Annotated in this window: 6 protein-coding genes; 3 read left to right on the top strand and 3 right to left on the bottom strand. The window is 72.1% G+C overall.

The window, feature by feature from the left end; all coding sequences use genetic code 11:
• The first annotated feature begins 14 nt into the window (after positions 1 to 14).
• The 3 genes from AC07OX_RS30205 to AC07OX_RS30195 all read left to right on the top strand — a co-directional run bounded on the left by AC07OX_RS30205 (position 15) and on the right by AC07OX_RS30195 (position 4,271).
• A complete protein-coding gene (locus tag AC07OX_RS30205; protein ID WP_070062439.1) occupies positions 15 to 593 on the top strand; it encodes an RNA polymerase sigma factor in 579 nt (192 codons plus the stop codon).
• Positions 590 to 1,618, top strand: a complete 1,029-nt coding sequence (locus AC07OX_RS30200) for a FecR family protein (protein WP_495263129.1) — start codon at positions 590 to 592, stop codon at positions 1,616 to 1,618. The genes AC07OX_RS30205 and AC07OX_RS30200 overlap by 4 nt, the downstream gene beginning before the upstream one ends.
• A 205-nt stretch (positions 1,619 to 1,823) precedes the next feature.
• Positions 1,824 to 4,271: a TonB-dependent siderophore receptor gene (locus AC07OX_RS30195; RefSeq protein WP_495263128.1), complete on the top strand. Its 2,448-nt coding sequence runs from the start codon at positions 1,824 to 1,826 to the stop codon at positions 4,269 to 4,271.
• 95 nt (positions 4,272 to 4,366) lie between these two features.
• Here AC07OX_RS30195 and AC07OX_RS30190 read toward each other — a convergent pair whose 3' ends face one another.
• From AC07OX_RS30190 to AC07OX_RS30180, 3 genes are read right to left on the bottom strand one after another with little or no spacing between them, the layout of a single operon-like run.
• Positions 4,367 to 11,695 carry an amino acid adenylation domain-containing protein gene (locus AC07OX_RS30190; RefSeq protein WP_495263127.1) on the bottom strand — a complete coding sequence of 2,443 codons (7,329 nt, stop codon included), beginning with the start codon at positions 11,693 to 11,695 and terminating at the stop codon, positions 4,367 to 4,369.
• 48 nt (positions 11,696 to 11,743) lie between these two features.
• A complete protein-coding gene (locus AC07OX_RS30185; protein ID WP_495263126.1) occupies positions 11,744 to 19,495 on the bottom strand; it encodes an amino acid adenylation domain-containing protein in 7,752 nt (2,583 codons plus the stop codon).
• 8 nt (positions 19,496 to 19,503) lie between these two features.
• Positions 19,504 to 22,599 (bottom strand): non-ribosomal peptide synthetase, encoded by a 3,096-nt coding sequence (locus AC07OX_RS30180; protein WP_495263125.1) that lies wholly within the window; start codon positions 22,597 to 22,599, stop codon positions 19,504 to 19,506.
• Between the last annotated feature and the right edge of the window lie 10 nt (positions 22,600 to 22,609).

Below are 22,609 nucleotides of genomic sequence, written 5' to 3'. Positions count from 1 at the left end.
GAGAAGGCGACCGGATGCGCGACCTCGTCCAGGAACTTGTGTCTCACTACGCGGACTTGCGCCGGCAGCTCACGCGCGACCTGCGCGACCCGCACCATGCGGCCGACATCGCGCAGTCCAGCTTCGAGCGCGTGTACACGCACACCCTCGGCCTGCGTGACGGCGCCGCCATCGAGTCGCCGCGCGCCCTGCTGTTTCGCGTGGCGCGCAACCTGTGCATCGACGAAGCCCGCCACCGCAAGGTGGCGCAGGAGTGGGCCGTCTCGCATGCCGTCGTGGGCACGCACCTCACGGCCCCCTCGTCCGAATACGTCGTGGCCCAGCACCGCGTGCTGCGCCGCGTGGTGGAAACCATGGAACAGCTGCCGCCGCGCCGGCGCGAGGTGTTCCTGCTGTTCCGCGCCTACGGCCATTCGCGCGCCGAGATCGCGCAGCGCCTGGGCATCACCGAGATGGCGGTCGCCAAGCACCTGCTGCGCGCCACCATCGACTGCTCGCGCGTGTTCGCCGAGCTGCGCCATGAACTGATCGAGCCGCAGGCGGTGAACAGCCACGCCGGTTTCGACACCGCACTGGCCGAAGACTTTTCATGAGCCGTGCGGCCACAGCGGTCGTTCCGCGTGAACGGCTGATCGAACGCGCGCTCGCGCTCATCGTCGAGGACGAGATCGCGCCGCCGAGCCCGGCCGCCAACAGCGCCCGGCTCGCGCTCGACCAGTGGCGCACGCGCTCGCCCGAACACGCCGCCGCCGTGCGCGAGGCGCGCGAGCGCTGGAACGCGCTGGGCGGCATGGCCGACGACCTGCGCGCGCACTTCGACGAGCCCGTGCCCGCACCGGCCCCACGCAACCCCTCGCGCCGCAAGATGCTGCTGTCGGTCGCCGGGCTGCTCGGCGCCGGCGTGGTCGCGGGGCGCGGCGTGCAGTGGTACTGGCAGCAGCCCGTGTTCCAGGCGACGTACCGCACGCCGAACGCGCGGATGCTCAAGGTCACGCTGGCCGATGCCGCCGATGCCTCGGCCGGCAGCCGCCTCGACCTCGCGCCCCAGAGCGCCGTCGACGTCACGCTCTACCGCCGCCGCCGCATGATCGACATGGCACGCGGCGAGGTCCGCTTCGACGTGGCGCCCGACGCCGACCGGCCCTTCGTGGTGCGCACGCGCGAGGCGATCATCGAAGTGGTCGGCACCGCCTTCACCGTGCGCGACCGCGGCGGGCCGGTCACCGTGGGCGTCGAGCACGGCCATGTGCGCGTGCAGGTGCTGCGCCACGCCGGCACCGAACGCAGCGGCGAAGTGGTCGACCTGCGCGCCGGCGACATGCTCGAGGTGCGCGACGGCCACGCCGATCCGGTGCGCCAGGCCGACACCGCCGCCCTCTCGGCCTGGCGCGACGGCTGGCTGGTGTTCGACAACACGCCGCTGGGCGACGCGCTGGCCGCGGTCAACAGCTACCGCAGCGCGCCCATCGTCGGTGCCGACGCCCGCATCGACGCGATGCGGCTCTCGGGGCGCTTTCGCACCAACGACTCGGCCGGCCTGCTCGACGCGCTGCCGGCCATCCTGCCGCTGGTGGCGGTGGCCCGGCCCGACGGCAGCGTGCGCCTGCAGGCGCGCTGACCCGGGCGTGCCCGCCGGCGCGCCGCTCCCTCTTTCCGCTCATTTTTCGCCCCGCATCGACGCGGCGGCCGATGCCGTGTCACGGGCCTGTCTCTCTTTTTCGAGTTCAAACGTCTTACATCCAGAAGCACCCCGCATCCGATCGACGGCTGCGGCGCGCCCCCGTTTCATGCCGCACCGATTTATTTGTCTGGAGCCTTCACCCATGCGTTTCTCGCCTCGCCACCGACTCCTGAGCGCCGCGCTTGCCGCCGCCTTCGGAACCGCCCTTGCCAGCTGGAGCGGCCTCGCCGCAGCCCAGGGCGCCGACCAGGCCGCTGCACAAGCACGCGACATCAACGTCCCCGCCCAGCCGCTGGGCGCCGCGCTCAACGAGCTGTCGCGCCAGACCGGCGTGCAGGTGCTTGCCGCGGGTGACGTGGTCTCGGGCCTGGCCGCACCGGCCGTATCGGGCCGCCTGAGCTTCCAGCAGGCGCTCGACCGCCTGCTGGCCGGCAGCGGCCTCGTGGCGGTGCGCAACGGCCCCACGCGCGTCACCATCCAGCGCCAGAGCACGGCCGGCGCGTCCACGCTGCCGGCCGTGACCGTGGCCGCGCAGGCCGCCACCGACGGCACCACCGAAGGCACGGGCTCGTACACCACGCGCGCCGCCGCCGGCGCCACGCGCATGGACCTGTCGCTGCGCGAAACGCCGCAGTCGGTCAGCGTCATCGGCCGCCAGCAGATCGACGACCAGAACCTCGTCACCCTCGAGGACGTGCTGCGCCAGACGCCCGGCATCGTGGCCGACCGCAACGACGAGCGCGTGACCTTCTCCTCGCGCGGCTTCGCCCTGAGCACCATGATCGACGGCGTGCCCACGCTGGGCTTCAACAGCGTGGCCGGCGAGTCGAGCATGATCAGCACCGCCTTCTACGACCGCGTCGAAGTGATCCGCGGCGCGGCCGGCCTGCTCAACGGCGTGGGCTCGCCAGGCGGCGCCATCAACCTCGTGCGCAAGCGCCCGACCTCCGAGTTCGCCGGCCACATCTCGGGCGGCATCGGCAGCTGGAGCCGCTACAACGCCGAGATCGACGTGGGCGGTCCGCTCAACGCCGACGGCAGCGTGCGCGGGCGCTTCATGGCCTCGCGCACCGACGGCAAGAGCTTCATCGAGAACAAGAAGCGCAGCGAAGACGCGCTGTACGGCATTCTCGAAGTCGACCTCGCGGCGGGCTCGCGCCTGTCGGTGGGCTTCGAGCACCAGAAGACCGCCATCGACGGCGCCAACTACGGCCAGAGCCCGCTGTTTTTCAGCAACGGCCAACGCACGAACCTGCCACGCTCGTTCAACTCCAGCGCCCCGTGGAGCTACTGGGACATGTACTCCGACAAGCTGTTCGCCAACCTCGACCAGCGCCTGGGCGCGGGCTGGCAGCTGAAGGTGGACGCCAGCTACCTCAAGAGCAAGCGCGAGCGTGCCTCGGGTGACCTGAGCATCTACCGCGCGATCAACGCGCGCACCGGCGCCTCCACCATCGACATCCGCGAGAACCCTGCCGAAGGCGCCAACAAGGCCCTCGACGTGCACCTGAAGGGCCCGTTCGAGGCGTTCGGCCAGACGCACGAGGCCGTGGTGGGCATGAGCTACAACACCTACGACGCCACCGTGTACACGCGTGGCGCCGTGCCGCGCATGATCGACCGCCGGCCGCTGAACTTCTACCAGCTGCAGAGCTTCCCCGAGCCGACCTCCTTCTCGTACCCGCTGTACACGGCGCCGCTGAACACCACCGAGAAAGCCATCTACGCCTCGACCCGGCTGAAGCTGGCCGAGCCGCTGTCGCTCATCGTCGGCGCGCGCGGCACCTGGTACAAGTCCGATGCGTCCACGCTCGACTGGACCACCTGGCGGCGCACCGGCGTGAGTTCGATGCGCGAGAACGGCGTGGTCACGCCCTACCTGGGCGTGGTGTTCGACGTGAGCAAGGAACTCTCGCTGTACGGCAGCTACACCGACATCTTCCAGCCCAACACGGTGCGCGACCGCAACAACTCGCTCATCGCGCCGCAGCGCGGCAAGAACATCGAGCTGGGCCTGAAGGGCGAGCACTTCGGCGGCAAGCTCAACACCAGCGCCGCGATCTTCAAGACGCGCGAGACCAACCTGGCCGTGATCGACACCGGCGCCGGCTCACTGCTGCCCGACGGCGGCATCCCGTACCGCGCGGTGCAGGGCGCCAAGAGCAAGGGCTTCGAGCTCACCGCCGCCGGCGAAGTGCTGCCGGGCCTGCAGATGCTCGCGGGCTACACCTACCACGCCAAGCGCGATGCCGACGGCGTGCTGCTGAACCCGCAGTACCCGCGCCGCCTGTTCCGCGTGGCCACCAGCTACCGCCTGCCGGGCGAGTGGAGCAAGCTCACCATCGGCGGCAGCGTGAGCTACCAGAGCGGCATCTACTACGACGAGTTCAACGAACTCGGCCGCGCCTCGCAAGGCGGCCTGACGCTGTTCGGCCTCATGGCGCGCTACGACATCAACAACCGCCTGAGCGCCTCGCTGCACATCGAGAACCTGGGCGACAAGCGCTACTACAACGGCCTGGGCGCCTACAACGGCTACACGCAGGGCAACCCGCGCAACGCCTGGCTGAAGCTCAGCTACAAGCTCTGACACGCACCAACGAATTGACTTAGGGCGGCACCGGCAGAAGGTGCCCTTGACGCACGACCCGGCTTCCGGGTCGTGCGTTTTTTTATGCCGAGGCCTCAGGCCGCGAGGGCTTCGGCCTCGCCCAGTCGCTCGACCAGTTGCGCCAGCAACACCGGGCTGCGCAGGATCGCATGGTGGTCCTCGTCGAGCGCCGCGGCGCTCGCGAGATCCGGCCGCCCCAGTTGCAGCGCGAGCGCGGCGCGGTCCGCCGCCGGGCGCCGCGCGATCCACCAGCACTCGGCGCGGCAACGCAGCGGCACGAGCGCCTCGGTCTCGATCGCCTTCAGCTGCTGGCTCACGAGGAAGATGCGGGCCAGCTCGTCGTCGGGCAGGTTCGCGTGCGCCGGCATGTCGAGCGCATCGCCACGGGCCTGCGCCTTGGCACGCGCCTGGGCGATCAGCGCGGCCACCGTCGCCTCGTCGCAGACGAAGTCGTCGATGTCCAGCAGCCCGTCCAGGCGCGCTGCCGGCCAGGCCGAGGCGACGAAGTCGGCGAAGTCGCGGCGGCCGTCGTCGTCCACCGTCTGCAGGGGCGCGTCGGGCTCGGGCACGTAGGGATCGACCAGGCCAAGGAACGCCACCGCCTGCCCTTCGCCCTCGAGCCGCGCGGCCACGGCCGCCGCGAGCGCGCCGCCGAGCGACCAGCCCAGCAGGTGGTACGGCCCCTGCGGCTGCACGCCACGGACCATGCGGGCGTAGTCGTCGGCCATGCGCGCCAGCGACACGTCGCGGTGCGCGGGGTCGGCAAGCATGCGGCACGGCAGGCCGTACACGGTGCGCACGCCCTGCAGGCGGCGCGCCAGCGGCGCGTAGTCGTACACCGTGCCCAGGACGGCGTGCATGCAGAACAGAGGCGGCGCACCGGGCACCACGGCGTTCAGGGCCACCAGCGACGGCGCATCGGCACGCCCGCCCAGCAGCCCCGCAATGGTCGGCGCGCGCAGGAAGTCGTGCAGCTTCAGGTCCAGCGCCGGCAGGCCCAGGCGCCGTGCCTGCGCCATCACCTTCAGGCTCAGCAGCGAATCGCCGCCGAGTTCGAAGAAGTTGTCGTCGCGGCCCACGCGTGCCACGCCCAGCACCTCGGACCAGATGCGCGCGAGCGCCTGCTCGGTGCTGCCGCGCGGTGCGTCGTAGCCGTCGCCGCCGGCGAACACCGGCGCCGGCAGCGCATGGCGATCGACCTTGCCGCTCATGTTCAGCGGCAGCGTGTCGAGCACGACGATGGCCGCCGGCACCATGTGCTCGGGCAGCAGCGCCGCGAGGCTGGCACGCAGCCGCGCCGGCTCGATGCGCTCGCTCGCCAACGGCGACACATACGCCACCAGCCGCGCGCCGCCCGCGCCCTGGCTGGCGACGACCACGGCCTCGCGCACCTGCGGCAGCGCCAGCAGCTGCGCCTCGATCTCGCCCAGTTCGATGCGAAAGCCGCGGATCTTCACCTGGTGGTCGATGCGCCCCAGGTAGGCCATCTGCCCGTCGGCCTCCCAGCGCACGAGGTCGCCCGTGCGGTAGAGCCGGCCGCCCGGCGCGCCGAAGGGGTCGGCCACGAAGCGTTCCGCGCTCAGGCCCGCGCGCTGCAGGTAGCCGCGCGCCAGGCCGTCGCCGCCCAGGTACAGCTCGCCGGCCACGCCGGGCGGCACCTGGTTCATGGCGCCGTCGAGCACGTAGGCCGTGCGGTCGCCGACGAGGCGGCCGATGGGCATGTAGGCCGCGTCGAAACCCTCGCCCGGCGCGGCCTTGGCGATCATCGGCGTGATCACCGTCTCGGTCGGCCCATAACCGTTGACGATGCGCGGCGGCTTCAGCACCGACTGCACCAGCGCGAAGCTGGTGCGCGGCATCGCCTCGCCGCCCACGGTGTAGGAACGGATCGGCAGCCGGCTCGCGGCCTCGCCCATCAACTCGGCCATCTGGTGCAGGTAACCGGGCGTGAAGCAGGCAATCGTGATGCCGTGGCGGGCAATTTCGGCGCAGGTGCGCTCCACCGGCCAGACCTCTTCGTCGCGCGGCATCAGTGCCGCGCCGAAGGCCAGCGGCACCCAGGTGCGTTCGTGTGCGCCGTCGAAGTTGATCGATGCGAACTGCAGCTCGCGGTCGTCCGGCGTCATGCCGTAGGCCTCGCCGATGGACTGCACGTGCATGGCCAACGGGCCATGCGCCACGGCCACGCCCTTGGGCTTGCCGGTCGAGCCCGAGGTGTAGATCACATAGGCCAGATGGTCGCGGTGCACCGCCACGCCGGGGTCGTGCGACGGGCCGTTCGACAGGTCGAGCCTGTCGAGCGTCAGGGCCTTCACACCGGCCATGCCGATGCGGTCCAGCACCACAGCGTCGTCGGCCAGCAGCAGCGCGACGCCGCTGTCTTCCACCATGTAGGCCAGACGTTGCGGCGGATACGCCGGGTCGAGCGGCACGTAGGCGCCGCCCGCTTTCAGGATCGCGAGCAGCGCCACGACCATGTCGGCCGAGCGCCGCACCGCGAGGCCTACGCGCACTTCGGGCCGCACGCCCGCGCGCACGAGGTGGTGCGCCAGCCGGTTGGCGCGCGCGTCCAGCGCGGCGTAGCTCAACGTGCGGTCGCCGAAGATCAGCGCCGTGGCCTCGGGCCGCAACGCAGCCTGGCGTGCCACCAGCACATGCACCGGCGGGGTGTGCTGGTAGGCCGGCGTGTTCTCGCCCCAGGCCTGCAGGCGCTGCGCCTCGTCGGCGGTGTGCAGGTCGAAGGCCACGACGGGGTGCGTGGCCGCCTGCGCGAGGTCGTCGGCCACGCGGCGCACCGCATCGTGCATGTACTGGCACACGCGCTCAGCGCCCACCGCCGCATCGACCTGCGCGGTCAGTGCGAAGCCGTCGGCGCGTTCGTTCACCGACAGCGCGAAGGCGTAGTTCGAACGCTCCTGCGCGCCGAGCGTCTCGATGCCTTCCCAGCCGCCGGCATCGCCCCCCGCATTGGGCGACTGCGCCACATAGCGGTAGTTCAGCAGCGTCGAGAACAGCGGCGTGCCCTTGGGCACCGCGCTGCAGCGCTGCGCGAGCGACAGGCTCGCATGCTCGTGGTGCAGAAGGCCAGCCAGCGCGGCGTGGGTCTGGCGCACGCAGGCCAGTGCATGGCTGCGGCCCAGCGTCACGCGCAGCGGCAGCGTGTTGATCATCATGCCGAGCGCGCGCCCCGCGCCCTCGCCGCCCGCGAGCCGGCCGAACAGCACGGTGCCGAACACCACGTCGTCCTTGCCCGTGGTCTTGGCCAGCACCAGCGCCCACGCCAGGTGGAACAGCGTGGCCGCGCTCACGCCGCTGCGCTGCGCCTGCGTGCGCACGGCCTGCGCCAGCGCCGCATCGATTTCGAGGTGCGCTTCTTCGACGGCCGTGCCGTCGCCGCGCGCATCGAACAGATCGAAGGGTGCGGTCGGTTCGCGCACGTCGCCGAGCATGCGGCGAAAGAAAGTCTCCTGCTCGGCCACGTCGGCGCCGAGCCGTGCCTGCGCGACAAAACTGCGGAACGGCACGGGCGCGGGCAGCGCATCCGCACGGCCCTGCAGCAGCAGCGTGATCTCCTCGACCAGCAGGTCGCGCGACACATGGTCGAGCGCCAGATGATGGCTCGGCAGCTGCAACAGCCAGCCGCTGCCCGCCGCGTCGTGCGCGGCAATGGCGCGCAGCATCGGCGCGCGGCGCACGTCGAGGCGGTAGTGGCCGGGGCGCACATGCGCCTCGAGTTGCGCGGCGACATCGCCTGCGGCGGCGTCGATCGGTAGCCATTCGATCTCGGCGGGCGCATGGCGGTGCACCACCTGCACCGGCTCCGCCAGCCCTTCCCACAGCACCGCTGTACGCAGCATGTCGTGACGCGCGATGACGCGGTTCAGGCAGTCCATGAACGCGTTCAACCGCGCCTGGCTGTCGAAGCGCATCTGCAGCGACTGCACGTAGACGTCGCCCTCGGCCTGCATCAGGTGATGGAACAGCAGGCCTTCCTGCAGCGGCGCGAGCGGGTAGATGTCCTGGATGTTGGCCGCGCCGCCAGGCACGGCAGCCTCGATGCGGCGCAGCTGCGCCTCGTCGAGCGTCACCAGCGGTAGCATCTGCGGCGTGAGCCGCGTGCAGCCTTCGGGAATCGCGTTGTCGGGCACCACCGGCGCCGGGCGCGACGACGCGCCGGCCTCCAGCGTGGCGCGCGCGAAGTCGGCAAAGCGCGGGTTCTGGAACAGCGTGCGCACCTGCGCGCCGAAGCCCTGGCGACGCAGCCGCTCGAGCAGCTGCATGGCCAGCAGCGAATGGCCGCCGAGTTCGAAGAAGTTGTCGTTGCGGCCCACGCGCGGCGCGCCGAGCACCTCGGCCCACACGGCCGCCATGACCTCCTCGGCCGCACCTTGCGGCGCTTCCCAGGTGTCGGCCGCGGCAGCGAACACGGGCTCGGGCAGCGCGGCGCGGTCGACCTTGCCGTTGGCGTTCAGCGGCAGCGCCGAGAGCACGGTGATCGCCGACGGCACCATGTACTCGGGCAGCACCTGCGTCAGCCCGTCGCGCAGCGTGAAGGCCTCGACCGGGCGTTGCGCGTCGAGGCTCGACACGTAGGCCAGCAACAGCGCCCCGCCTGCACGCTCGCGCGCGACCACCACGGCCTCGCGCACGCCGGGCTGCGCGCGCAGCCGCGCCTCGACCTCGCCAAGTTCGATGCGGAAACCGCGCACCTTCACCTGATGGTCCAGGCGCCCCAGGTATTCGAGCTGCCCGTCGGCGCGCCAGCGCACGAGGTCGCCGGTGCGGTACAGGCGCCCGCCCGCGGTGTCGAAGGGGTCGGCCACGAAGCGCTCGGCGCTCAGGCCGGCGCGGTTCAGGTAGCCGCGCGCCAGCCCCGACCCGCCCAGGTACAGCTCGCCGGCCATGCCGGGCGGCACCAGGTTCATGTCGGTGTCGAGCACCACGGCGCGGCGGTCGCCCACGGGCGCGCCGATGGGCAGGTAGGCCGCGTCGAAGGCGGTGCCCGCGTAGGCCTTGGCGATGGTCGGCGTGATCACCGTCTCGGTCGGCCCGTAGCCGTTGATGAGGCGCGGCGGCTGCAGCGTCTGCATCACGCGCTCGCAGGCCACGCGGCCCATGGCCTCGCCGCCGACGGTGTACGAGCGCAGCGTGGGCACGCGCCCTTCCTCGCCGAGTTCGTCGGCCATCTGCTGCAGGTAGCCCGGCGTGAAGCAGGCGACCGTGATGCCGTGGCGCCGCATTTCCTCGCGGCTGCGGTGCACGGTCCACAGCTCCTGGCTGCGCGGCATCAGCGTGGCGCCGAAGGCCAGCGGCGTCCAGATGCGCTCGTGCGCGCCGTCGAAGTTGATCGACGCGAACTGCAGCTCGCGGTCTTCGGGCGTCATGCCGTAGGCGCGGCCGATGGTCTGGATGTGCATGCTCAACGGGCCATGCGCCACGGCCACGCCCTTGGGCTGGCCGGTGGAGCCCGAGGTGTAGATCACGTAGGCCAGGTGCCCCGGATGCACCGCGACATCGGGTGCGTCTTCGGGCCCGCTGTCGAGCACGCCGCCGTCGAGCAGCAGCGCGGGCAGCGCCTGCATCGACGCACCCAGCCGTTCGCGCACGCGCGCCTGCGTGAGCAGCAGCCGCACGCCGCTGTCGGTCGCCATGAAGTCGAGCCGCTCGGGCGGGTAGTCGGGGTCGAGCGGCACATAGGCCGCGCCCGCCTTCAGCACGCCGAGCAGCGCCACCACCATTTCGGGCGAACGCTCCACCGCGAGGCCGATGCGGTCCTCGGGCTGCACGCCCTGCGCGATGAGTGCGTGCGCGAGCCGGTTGGCGCGCCGGTCGAAGTCTAGGAAGCGCATCGGCACGCCATCGACGATCAGCGCCGTGGCCTCGGGCCGCAGCGCGGCCTGGCGCTCGACAAGGCGGTGTACGGGCACCTCGTCCCAGTCGGTGTCCTGGCCCTCGCCCCATTGGCGCAACTGGGCGTGTTCCTGCGAACCGAGCAGCGCCACCTCGCGCAGCGTGCGCGAAGGGTCGTCGGCCAGCTGGCGCAGCACGGCGACGTAGTGCGCGGCCATGCGCTCGATGGTCGCGGGCTCGAAGATCGCGCGGGCGTAGGTGAAGCTCAGGCCGAGCGTGCCGTCGGCCTGCTCCAGCGTGTCGAGCGCGAGTTCGAAGGGCGCCGCCTGTTCGTCGAGTTCGCAGGGTTCGATGCGCAGGCCTTCGAGCCGGTCGAGCGCGCCCAGGTCCTGCTGCCGGTGGTTGAAGATCACCTGGAACAGCGGCGGGTGGCTCAGGCTGCGCTCGGGCTGCAGCGCCTCGACCAGCTGTTCGAACGGCAGATCCTGGTGCGCCTGCGCGCCCAGCGCCGCCTCGCGCGCCTGTGCCAGCGCCTGGGCCAGCGTGGTGTGGCCGGCCAGTTCGGCGCGCAGCACCTGCGTGTTGACGAACAGGCCGAGGATGCCGGCCGTCTCGGGCCGGTCACGGTTGGCCACGGGCACGCCGAGCCGGATGTCGCCCTGGCCCGTGTAGCGGTGCAGCAGCGCCTGGAAGCCGGCCAGCAGCACCATGAAGAGCGTCGCGCCCTCGGCGCTCGCGCGGCGGCGCAGCGCCTGTGCCAGTTCGCCCGGCAGGTCGAGCCGATGGCGTGCGGCCAGGTACGGCCCCTGCGGCGGGCGCGCGCGATCGGCGGGAAGTTGCAGCAGCGGCTGCTCGCCACCCAGGCGTTCGGTCCAGTAGGCGAGCTGGCGTTCGCCCTCGCCTGCTTCGAGCCAGTGGCGCTGCCAGGCCGCGTAGTCGGCGTACTGCAGGGCGGGCGCGGGCGACACGGCGGCGTCGTTCCCTTGACGGTGCGCCTGGTACAGCGCGCCGAAGTCGTCGACCAGCAGCTGCATCGACCAGCCGTCGGACACGATGTGGTGCATCACCAGCACCAGCAGGTGCGCGGTCTCGCCGGTGCGCAGCAGGCCCACGCGCAGCAGCGGGCCGCTCGCGAGGTCGAAGGGCGTGCGCACGAGGCGCGCGGCCTCGTCGCGCACCTGCGCGGGGTGGGCACGCAGATCGGCTTCGCGCAGGTCGAGCACCGCCTCGGGCGACACGGTCTGCTGCGGCACGCCGTCGTCGCTCATGCCGAAGCGCGTGCGCAGCGACGGATGCCGCGCCACCAGCGCCTGCAGGCTCGCACGCAGCGCCGCATGGTCGAGCGCGCCGTGCAGCGTGAGCGCGGCCGTGATGTGCTGCGCGGTGCTTTCGGGGTCCATCTGCCAGAGGAACCACTGGCGCGCCTGCGCGTACGAGGCGGGCCGCGGCGCACCGGGCACGGCGGCCGGGTCGGGCACGATCGGCAGGCGGCCGAAATCGATGCCCTGCGCACGCAGCGCGGCGATGAATTCCTTCTGCCGCGCCGGCGGCAAACCCGCCAGCCGTTGTGCGATGGCCCTACTGCGTTCGCTACTGCTCACTCAACCCCCCAGACTTTCCAACAATGCATCCATGCGATCGAGATCGCTCTCGGCCTGCGCGGCCTGCTGCGCCTGCGCCGGCCCTTGCGCGTCGAGCGCCTGCGCGCACGCCGCCAGGTCTGGCAGCTCGAAGTAGCGCTGCAGCGGCAGGTCGATGCCCATCTGCGCCTTGACCTGCTGGCGCAGCTTGAGCACCGCGAGCGAATGCCCGCCCAGCTCGAAGAAGTTGTCGCCGCGCCCCACGCGCGACAACCCCAGCACCTGGGCCCAAAGGCCGGCCAGCGCGGTTTCGGTGGCGCCCTGCGGCGGCACGTGGGCGCGCTCTTCCGCCGCCTCGGGCGGTGGCAGCGCCTGCCGGTCGACCTTGCCGTTGGCGTTCAGCGGCAGCCCCTGCGGCATCGCGACGATGACGCTCGGCACCATGTAGTCGGGCAGCGCCGCCGCCAGAACCGCACGCAGCGCTGCGGGGCGCAGCGGCTGGCCTTCGGCGCCGGCGGCATAGGCCACCAGCCGCGCACCGCCCGGCCCGTCCTGCGCCAGCACCAGGGCCTGGCGCACGCCGGGTTGCGCGAGCAGCTGCGACTCGACCTCGCCGAGTTCGATGCGGAAGCCCCGCACCTTCACCTGGTGGTCGAGCCGGCCGAGGTACTCGAGCTGGCCGTCGGCGCGCCAGCGCACGAGGTCGCCGGTGCGGTAGAGCCGCCCGCCGTGCGCGTCGAACGGGTCGGCGACGAAGCGCTGCGCCGTCAGGCCGGCCCGGTGCAGGTAGCCGCGCGCCAGCACCTCGGCGCCGACGCACAGCTCGCCGGCTACGCCGACAGGCACGGGGTTCAGTTGCGCGTCGAGCACATGCAGGCGCGCGCTCGATGCGGGCGTGCCGATGGGCGGCAGGTCTTCATGGCCTGCCCCGTCGAGCACGAACTCGCTCACCACGTGCGTCTCGGTCGGCCCGTACTGGTTGATGAGCGTGCACTGCGATTCGCGCGCCAGCCACTCGGCCAGCGCGGGCGTGCGCTTGAGCTGCTCGCCCGCCGTGAGGATCTGCCGCAGCGCCGGCAACCGCCGGCCCGAGGCCAGCGACTGTTCGGCGAAATGCTGCAGCACCGAGAAGGTGAGGAACATGCGTTCGACGCCTTCTCCGTGCACCAACGCCTCGAGCGCATCGAGGTCGAGCCGCTGCGCGTCGGTGGTCTGCACGAGGCAGCCGCCGCCGGCAAGCCCGCTGACCATTTCCTGGAACGCCACGTCGAAGCACGGCGAGGCGAACAGCAGCGTGCGGCTCGCACCCGGCAGGCGTTGCAGCTGCCACGCGATAAGGCGCGCCACCGCGTCGTGGCGCATCGCCACGCCCTTCGGGCGGCCGGTGGAGCCCGAGGTGTAGAGCACATAGGCCAGCTGCTCGCCATGCACCGGCACCGCCGGGTCGTGGTCGGGCCAGGCGGCCATGCCGTCGTCGGGCGCGTCGAGGTCGAAGGCCAGCCGCTGCACGCTCGCTGCGTCGGGCAGGCGCGGCATCAGCGCGCGGCGCGTGAGCAGCAGCGAAGCGCCGCTGTCCTCGACCATGTAGGCCAGCCGCTCGGGCGGGAACGCCGGGTCGAGCGGCACGTACGCGCCGCCGGCCTTGAGCACGGCGAGCAGGCCGACGACGGTCTCGGCTGAGCGATCGACCGCGATCGCGACCGGCATGTCGGGCCGCACGCCCTGCGCAATCAGGCGGTGCGCCCAGCGGTTCGCGAGTCGGTTGAGTGCGGCGTGGGTGAGGCGATGCTCGGCCGTGACCAGCGCCAGTGCGTCGGGGTTGGCCTTGGCCTGTTGTTCGATGAGGTGGTGGACAGGCGCGACCGCTTCCGCTGTGAACGCACCGCGCGACCAAGACGACAACCGCTCGCGCTCGGCCGCATCGGCCAACGTCAGCTGGCCCACGGCCTGCGCCGCATCGCCGGCCAGCGCCAGCAGCGCCGCACGCAACTGGCCCACGAGCGCGGCGGCCTGCGCCTCGTCGCACACGTCGAGCGCATGCACGAGGTCGATGTGCAGCGCCGCATCGTCATGCACCATCAGCGTCAGCGGGTACGAGGTTTCTTCCTTCGTATGCACCGCGCCGAAGCTCAGGCCAGCCGCAGCGTCGCCTCGCAAGGCCGCATCCACCGGGTAGTTCTCGAACACCACCAGCGTGTCGAACAGCCCCTGCCCGCCCAGCCCGGCCCAGGCCTGGATCTCGTGCAGCGGCGTGTGCTCGTGTTCGCGCGACGCAACCTGCGCCGCCTGCAGTTCGCGCAGCCAGTCGCCCACGGACTGGCCGGGCCGCAGGCGCGCGACCACGGGCAGCGTGTTGATGAACAGGCCCAGCATGTGCTCGGCACCCGGCATCTCGGCGTTGCGGCCGGCGACGGTGGCGCCGAACACGACGGTGTCCGTGCGCGTGCGCTGGCCCAGCAGCAGCGCCCAGGCGGCCTGCACAAAGGTGTTGAGGGTGACGTGCGCGGCGCGCGCGGCCTCGCGCAGGCCACGCGTGGCTTCGGTGTCGAAGGCCAGGCGCTGGCGGGCCTTGCCCGAGCGCGGCGTCACCGGTGGCACCAGCGCCGTCGCAAGACGCGTCGGTTCTTCCACACCGGCCAGCACGCTGCGCCAGTGCGCCTCGCCGGCCTGCGCGTCGCGCGTTGCGAGCCACGCGATGTGCTCGCGGAATCGTCCGGGTGCGGGCTCGCCGGCCTGCCCCGCATAGCTGCGCAGCACCTCGGCCAGCAGCTGCGCCACGCTCCAACCGTCGAGCAGCAGGTGGTGGTAGGTCCAGACAAGGTGGTGCCGCTGCGCCTGCGTGCGCGCCAGGGCGATGCGCATCAGCGGCGGGCGAGCGAGGTCGAAGCCGCTCGCGCGCTGCGACGCGGCCAGCCGCGCCAGTGCGCCGGGCACGTCGACGCTCTCGCGCAGGTCTTGCATCACCCACGGCATCTCGGCACTGCGCGCCACCCATTGCAGCGGCGTGGCGCCGTCGGCCAGGAAGCCGCTGCGCAGGATCTCATGGCGCGCGAGCACGCGCTGCCATGCGGCGCGGAAGCGCTCGGCATCGAGGCCGTCGATGTCCATGCACAGCTGGTTGATGTAGGCCTCGCCCTGGGCATCGACCAGGCTGTGGAACAGCATGCCGGACTGCATCGGCGACAACGGATAGAGGTCTTCGAGTTGCGCCACGGGCAGCGGCAGCGCGTCGAGCTGCGCGGCTTCGAGGCCGGCCAGCGGGAAGTCCGACGGCGTGACGCCGCAAGCGCCCGAGGTGCAGTGCGCGATCAGCGCTTCGAGCTCGTCGCCGAAACGGTTCACCCAGCCCTGCACATCCTCCTGCGCATGCCGCGCCGCGCTGAAGTCCACCGTCAGCTGCAGCGCACCGTCGCGCACCTGCGCGTTGACGCTGAATTCGTGCAGCAGCGGCGCGCTCGCCGCGACGGGCTCGCCCGCGTCTTCGGGCGCGAGCGACCACGCAGCCTCGGCCGCACCATCGACCTGCCCCAGGTAGTTGAAGACCAGCTGCGGGCGCGGCAATGCGCGCAGCGCCTGCTGCTGTGCGTCCGTGCCCAGGTGCCTCAGCACGCCATGGCCGAGCCCGCGTTGCGGCACGCGGCGCAGGTCTTCCTTCACGCGCTTGATCGCGTCGCCCCACGCGCCCAGCGGATCGAGCCGCACGGGGAACAGGCTGGTGAACCAGCCCGTGGTGCGCGACAGGTCGAGCGCCCTCTGCGCGGGGAGGATGTCTTCACGGCCGTGCCCTTCGAGCAGGATCGCGAGCTGCGCATGCCCGCTCCAGCCACACAGCGCGCGCCCGAGCGCGGTGAGCAGCAGGTCGTTGACCTGCGTGCGGTAGGCGGCCGGCGCCGCCTTGAGCAGCGCCTGTGTGCGCTCGCGGTCGAGCTGCCATGCGATGCTGGCGCGGCGTGCCACCGTATTCACGCCGTCGGGCCGCGCGCAGGGCAGCGCGACCGGCACGTCGGCGAAGGCCTGCCAGTGCGCGAGTTCACCGTCCATCGCGGCGGCCTCGCCCTGCAGCGCATGCGCCCAGGCTTGCAGGCTGGCACTCTTCGGCGGCAGCGCGACCGGTTGGCCGTCGCGGCACTGCGCGTACGCGGTGGCCAGGTCGTCGAGCACGATGCGCCACGACACGCCATCGACCACGAGATGGTGCGCCGCCAGCAGCAGGCGCCAGTCGCCGCCGGGCAGGCGGATGACCAGCGGACGCAGCAGCGGCCCGTGCGCGAGGTCGAGGCTGCGCTGCGCCTCATCGCACAGCGCGGCGATCTGCGCCGGGTTCGCTGCATCGCGCACCCAGAGCCATTCCTCGCGCCAGCGCGCCGGCAGTTCCTCGTAGGTCTGTTGCCAACGCCCATCGGCCGCGCGATGGAAGCGCAAGCGGAAGGCGTCGTGGTGCTGCACCACGGCCGCCAGCGCGGCTTCGAGCGCGGGCACCGCCAACGGCTCGCGGCCTTGCAGCAGCAGCGACTGGTTCCAGTGGTGGCGCTCGGGCATGTCGGCCTCGAAGAACGCGGACTGGAACGGCAGCAGCGGCACCTGGCCTTCGGCTGCGGTCTGCTCGGCCTGCACCGCCGCGCCCACGGGCTCGGCCACGGCCGCCTGCCCGGCCACGGTCTGGCGCTCGAACATCTGGCGCGGCGTGAGCTTCCAGCCCGCCGTGCGCAGCCGCGACACGATCTGCAGGCTCAGGATCGAATCGCCGCCGAGTTCGAAGAAGTTGTCCTGCCGACCCACGCGCGGCAGGCCGAGCACCTCGGCCCAGACCGTGGCGAGCGCCTGCTCGACCGCGCCCTCGGGCGCCTCGTAGGCCTGCGCCCCGCTGCGTTCGGGCTTGGGCAGCGACTTGCGGTCGATCTTGCCGTTGGCGTTGAGCGGCAGGGCCGGCAGCACGCACAGCAGCGACGGCACCATGTACTCGGGCAGCACCTCGGCCAGCCGCGCCTTGAGCGCGGCCGCATCCACCGCCGCACCGGGCTGCGGCGACACGTAGCCGACCAGCCGCGTGCCGCCCGGGCCTTCATCGGCTACCACCACGGCCTCGCGCACCTGCGGTTGTGCCAGCAGTTGCGCCTCGATCTCGCCGAGCTCGATGCGGAAGCCCCGCACCTTCACCTGGTGGTCGATGCGGCCCAGGTAGGCCAGCTGGCCGTCGTCGCGCCAGCGCACGAGGTCGCCCGTGCGGTACAGGCGCTCGCCGCTCTCGCTGAACGGGTCGGCGACAAAGCGCTCGGCCGTGAGGCCCAGCCGGTGCAGGTAGCCGCGCGCCAGGCCGATGCCGCCCAGGTACAGCTCGCCGCCCACGCCCGGCGGCACGGGGTTCAGGCCCGCGTCGAGCACGTAGGTCTTGCAGCCCGCGATGGGGCGGCCGATGGCGACGTGGTTCAGCTCGTCGGCGCGGCAGGTCCAGTGCGTCACGTCGATGGCCGCCTCGGTCGGGCCGTAGAGGTTGTACAGCCCCGCGCCCGGCAGGCGCTCGAACACCTTCGCCTGCGCCTCGGCGGGCAGCGCCTCGCCGCTGCAGACGATGCGCCGCAGGCTGGTGCAGGCCTCGATGCCGTCGTGCGCCAGGAAGGCCTGCAGCATCGAGGGCACGAAATGCAGCGTGGTCACGCCGTGCGTGCGGATCAGCTCGACCAGGCATGCCGGTTCGCGGTGATCGCCAGGCGCGGCGACGACAAGGCGCGCGCCCTGCATCAGCGGCCAGAAGAACTCCCACACCGACACGTCGAAGCCGAACGGCGTCTTCTGCAGCACGGTGTCGGCGTCGCCCAGCGCGTAGGCGTCCTGCATCCAGGCCAGGCGGTTGTAGAGCGCGTTGTGGCGGTTGGCCGCGCCCTTGGGGCGGCCCGTGGAGCCGGAGGTGAAGATCACGTAGGCGAGGTTCTCGCCATGCAGCGCGACCTGCGGGCAGGCAGTGGATTCGGCCGACAGGTCGAGCGCATCCAATGCCAGCAACTGCACATGCGCCGCCACAGGCAGCGCCTCGCGCAGGTGCGACTGCGTGAGCAGCAGCGTCACCCCACTGTCTTCCAGCATGTAGGCGATGCGCTCGCGCGGCAGCTCGGGGTCGATGGGCACATACGCGCCACCGGCCTTCAGGATCGCCAGCAGCCCCACGACCATCTCGAGGCTGCGCTCGGCGGCGATGCCCACGGGCATGTCGGGCCGCACACCGAGGCCGATCAGGCGGTGGGCCAGCGCGTTGGCGCGCGCGTCGAGTTCGCCATAGCGCAGCACCGTGTCGCCGAACACCAGCGCGACCGCCTCGGGTCGCTCGCGCGCCTGCGCTTCGATCAGCCGGTGCACGGGCTGCGTGTACGGGCGGTGCGGCAGGTTCTCGCTCCATGCGCGCAGCCGCACCTCGTCGTCCGCGTCGGTGAGCACGAGGTTCGCGAGCACGCGGTCGGGGTCGTCCGACATCGCCTGCAGCACGCGCTGGTAGGCGCGCACCAGGCGCTGCGCGGTCGTGGCGTCGAACAGGTCGGTGTTGTATTCGAGCCGCCCGCGCACGCCGTGCGGGTCGATGTAGAAGTCCAGCGACAGGTCGAACTTGGCACCGGCGTCGTCGAACTCTTCGAGCTCGGCGCGCACGCCCGCGAAGTCCAGCGCGACGGCCTCGCCGGCCATCTGCACGCCGAACATGGCCTGGAACAGCGGGCTGCGCGCGGGGTCGCGGCGGTCCTTGCGGCTGGCCAGAAGCACCTCGAACGGCAGGTCGGCATGGTCGAGCGCGGCCAGCGCGTCGGCGCGCACCTGGCGGCACACCTCGCGCAGCGTGCGCCGGGGAGCGAGCCGCGCGCGGAACACCTGCGTCGTGATGAAGAAGCCCAGCAGGTCCTGCACCTCCTCGCGGTGACGGCCTGCGTTAGGCACGCCGATGGCGAAGTCGTCCTGCCCGCTGCAGCGCGACAGCAGCACCTGCCAGGCCGCGAGCAGCACGACGAACGGCGTGCAGCGTTCGGCGCGGCAAAAGGCCTGCAGCGCCGCCGCGAGGGCCGGCGGCAGCTCGAAGCCGAGCGCGGTGCCGGCGAAGGTCTGCTGCGCGGGGCGCGCACGGTCGGTCGGCAGATCGAGCGACGGCACCTCGTCGCCAAGGTGGCGGTTCCAGTGCGCGAGCTGCGGCGCGAGCGCCCCGCCCTGCACGCGGGCACGCTGCCACACGGCGAAGTCGGCGTACTGCACGGGCAGCGGCGGCAGCTGCACCGGGCCGTCGCTGCGCAGCGCCAGCGCGTAGGCCGCGCCGAGGTCGCGCGCCAGGATCGGGTTCGACCAGGCATCGGAGACGATGTGATGCAGGCAGACGGTCAGCACATGCCGGTCGTCGGCCAGCGTCGCGAGCCGGGCCACCAATGCGGGCGCGCGGCCCAGGTCGAACACATGCGTCGCGGTGCGGCGCACGAGCGCATCGACAGCGGCTTGTTGCGCTTCGGCGCCCTGGCCCGAGAGGTCGATGCACTCCAGCGCGAACGGCACCTCGGCCTGCACCACCTGCATCGGCACGCCGTCGTGCTCGACGAAGTGCGTGCGCAGGATCGCGTGGCGCGCAACGACCGCCTGGAACGCACGTTCCAGCGCATCGGCGTCGAGCGCGCCGGTCAGCCGGAACACGCGCGGCAGGTTGTAGGCCGTGAGCCCGGGCTCGAGCTTCTGCAGGAAGCACAGCTGCTCCTGCGCATACGACAGCGGCACCGCCTGGCCGTCGTGCACGGTGCGGGTGATCTCGTCCATGGCCCTGCTCATGCGGCCTCGCCCACGGATTCGTCGGCGAGGTCGCGCTGCCGGTGCGTCTGCGCCAGATTTTCGAGTGCGACCGCGTCGGCGCTCGCCTCGCGCAACACGGCGGCCAGCGCCGCGGGTGTCGGGTGGTCGAACACCACGCCGGCCGCCACCTCGACCTGCAGCAGCTTGCGGATGCGCGCCACCAGCTTGATGACCTGCAGCGAATGGCCGCCGAGTTCGAAGAAGTCGTCTTCCACGCCGACCGGTCCGCTGCCCAGCAGCGTGGCCATGCCATCGGCGAGCAGCGCTTCGAGCGCGTCGCGCGGGGCCTTCACTGCACGCTGCGGCGCTTCGACCGGAGCCGAGGCCGCCAGCGCGAGCCGGTCGATCTTGCCGTTCGGCAGGCGCGCGAAGGCGCTCACGGCCGTGCAGCTCGCGGGCACCATGTGTGCGGGCAGCAACGCGGCGAGTTGCTCGCGCAGCGCGCGGCCGTCGGCCGCCTCGCTGTCGCCGACGAAGAAGGCGGCGAGCATGGTCGCGCCGGCTGCATCGGGCACGGCGAGCACGACCGCCTGGCGCACGCCGGGCCGCGCCAGCAGCGCCGCCTCGACCTCGGCCGGCTCGACGCGGTAACCGTGGACCTTCACCTGGTGGTCGGCGCGCCCCGCAAGCCGCAGGCCGCCTTCGGGCAGCACCCACGCGAGGTCGCCCGTGCGGTAGAGCCGCTCACCAGAACGGAACGGATCGGCGACGAACACGTCAGCGTTCGCGCGGTTCAGGTAGCCGCGGCACAGCTGCGCACCGCCGATGCAGACCTCGCCCAGCCCGCCGGCCGGCACGAGGCCGCGCGACGCATCGAGCACGCGCACGCGGTTGCTCGCGAGCACGCGCGTCAGCGGCAGCTGCTCGGGAACGGGCGCACCGGGTTCGACGGCATGCACCATGACGCCGACCGTGGCCTCGGTCGGCCCGTAGTGGTTGTAGATGGCGCACTGCGGCGCCAGCCGCGCGATGCGCTCGACCAGCGCGCGCGGCGCGGCCTCGCCGCCCAGCACCAGCGTGCGCGGCAGGCAGGGCGTGGCGCTTTCAAGCAACGCTTCGAGGTGCGAGGGCACGATCTTCAGCGCGTCGATGGCGTGTGTGCGCATGAAGCGCGCGAAAGCCTCGGCGTCTTTTGCCTCGTGCGGCGCCGCCACGACGAGGCAGGCGCCGTTGTAGAACGCGCCGAACAGCGCGGTGTTGCCCAGGTCGGCCGCGACCGAGCTGGTGAGCGCCCAGCGGCGGCAGGTGTCGAGCTGCATCGCGGCCGATGCGGCTGCCACGTAGTTCTGCAGCTGGCCCTGCTCGACGGCCACGCCCTTGGGCGTGCCGGTGGAGCCGGAGGTGTAGAGCACGTAGGCGAGGTCGCCCGGTGCGGCGATGTGCGATGCGGCTTGCGCTTCGGGCAGCGTGCTCGCATCGGGCAATGCCGCGTCGATGGTGAAGATGGGCTTCGCATCGGCCAGCACCGCCGCGCGGCGCGCCTCGGGCCAGTCGGGGTCGAGCGGCAGGTAGGCGGCGCCCGCGCGCCAGACAGAGAGGATCGCCACCGGCAGGTCGAGCGCGCGCGGCAGGTTCAGCGCGACGATGGCGCCGGGCGTCACGCCCCGCCCTTGCAGCCAGCGGGCGACACGGCCGGTGCGCTGGTCAAGTTCGCGGTAGCTCAGGCGCTGCTCGCCCGCTTCGAGTGCGGGCGCTTCGGGCGTTTCGACGGCCCAGTGGGCGATGCGCTGGGTGACCGTCTGCGTGCCGACATCGGCCACGGCCTCTTGCGACTGCAGCAGCAGGTCGCGCTCACGCGCACCGACCAGCGGCAACGCGCCGAGCGCGGCGTCGGGGCGTTCGACGATGGCGTCCAGCAGGCAGAGGTATTGCATCAGCAGGCGCTGCGCCGCCACCTCGCTGTGGCGTGCGGCATCGGCATGCACCGAGAGCGCGGCACCGTCCGAGTCCCATGCGACTTGCAGCGCGAGTTCGAAAGCCGGCAACGGCCCCGGCAGCGCAGCCAGTTGCCATTGCGGATCGACACCATGGGGAAGCGGCCGGTCATGGCACGCGAAGCCGACCGCGAGGTGCGCGGCGATGGGCGGTGCCTCGACAGCCCAGTACTCCTGCGCCTCGACATGCGCGGCCAGCGTGCCGTCGACGTTGTCGAACCAGTCGGCAAAGCGCGTCTCGGGCGCGGTCTCGACGATGAGCGGCAGCACCTTGTCGAACACGCCGACCGCACCCTGCATCGGCGGGTAGTCGCGGCGGCAGTCGTGCTGCCAGCCGGCGACGAAACGGCCGGTGCCGTCCAGGCGCGCGAGCAGCAGCCACCAGACGGCTTGCAACAACGTGTCGGGCTGCGCGCCCAGCGTGTCGGCGCAGGCGGCGATGCGACTCGCGAAAGTGGCGTCGACGGATTCTTCAGCACGCACGCGCACAGCCTGCTGGGAGGCAGCCGCTTGCCGGCCGACGAGGCGCGGCGGCGTGAGCGAGGACGCCTGCGCGAGGTAGCGCTGCCAGTAGGCGCGCCCCTCGGCGGCGTCTTCGCCGTCGAGCAGGTCCTGGCGCCAGGTCACGAAGCGTGCGTAGGGGAACACCTCGGCGGCATCGAAGCTGTTCGCGTTCGCGAACGCCGCGGCGATCTGGTCGAACAGGTGCTGCAGGCTGCCGCGGTCGCCGACCCAGGCATGGACCGAAAGCGCCAGCGTGTGGCGTGCCTCCCCGGTGCGTGCGAGCCCGGCATGGACCATCTCGCCACGCGCAATGTCCAGCGGCGCGGCCTGCAGGTTCGCCAGCCATTCGGCCAGTGCGGCTTCAGGCGCATCGCGCAGGTCTGCGTCCGCCCAAGCCAGCGGCGTCATCCCGTCGGTGTACTGCTGGCGCAGACCGCGATAGCCCGGCACCGCGCGGATGGCACTGCACAGCGCGCCGTGCGCGCCCAGCACATGCGCCACCACGTCGCGCAAGCGGTCTGCGTCGAGCGTGCCCTCGATGTCGGCGCGCAGCAGCAGGCACGGCGCATCGGCCGGCACCGCGCGTTGTTCGGGGCTCAGCGGGAAGGTCGTGTCGTCGAAGTGGTCGGTCATGGTCGTCATT

It is taken from the genome of Variovorax sp. GW821-FHT09D07 (assembly GCF_059416345.1).
This window is presented reverse-complemented; position numbering and strand designations above follow the sequence as displayed.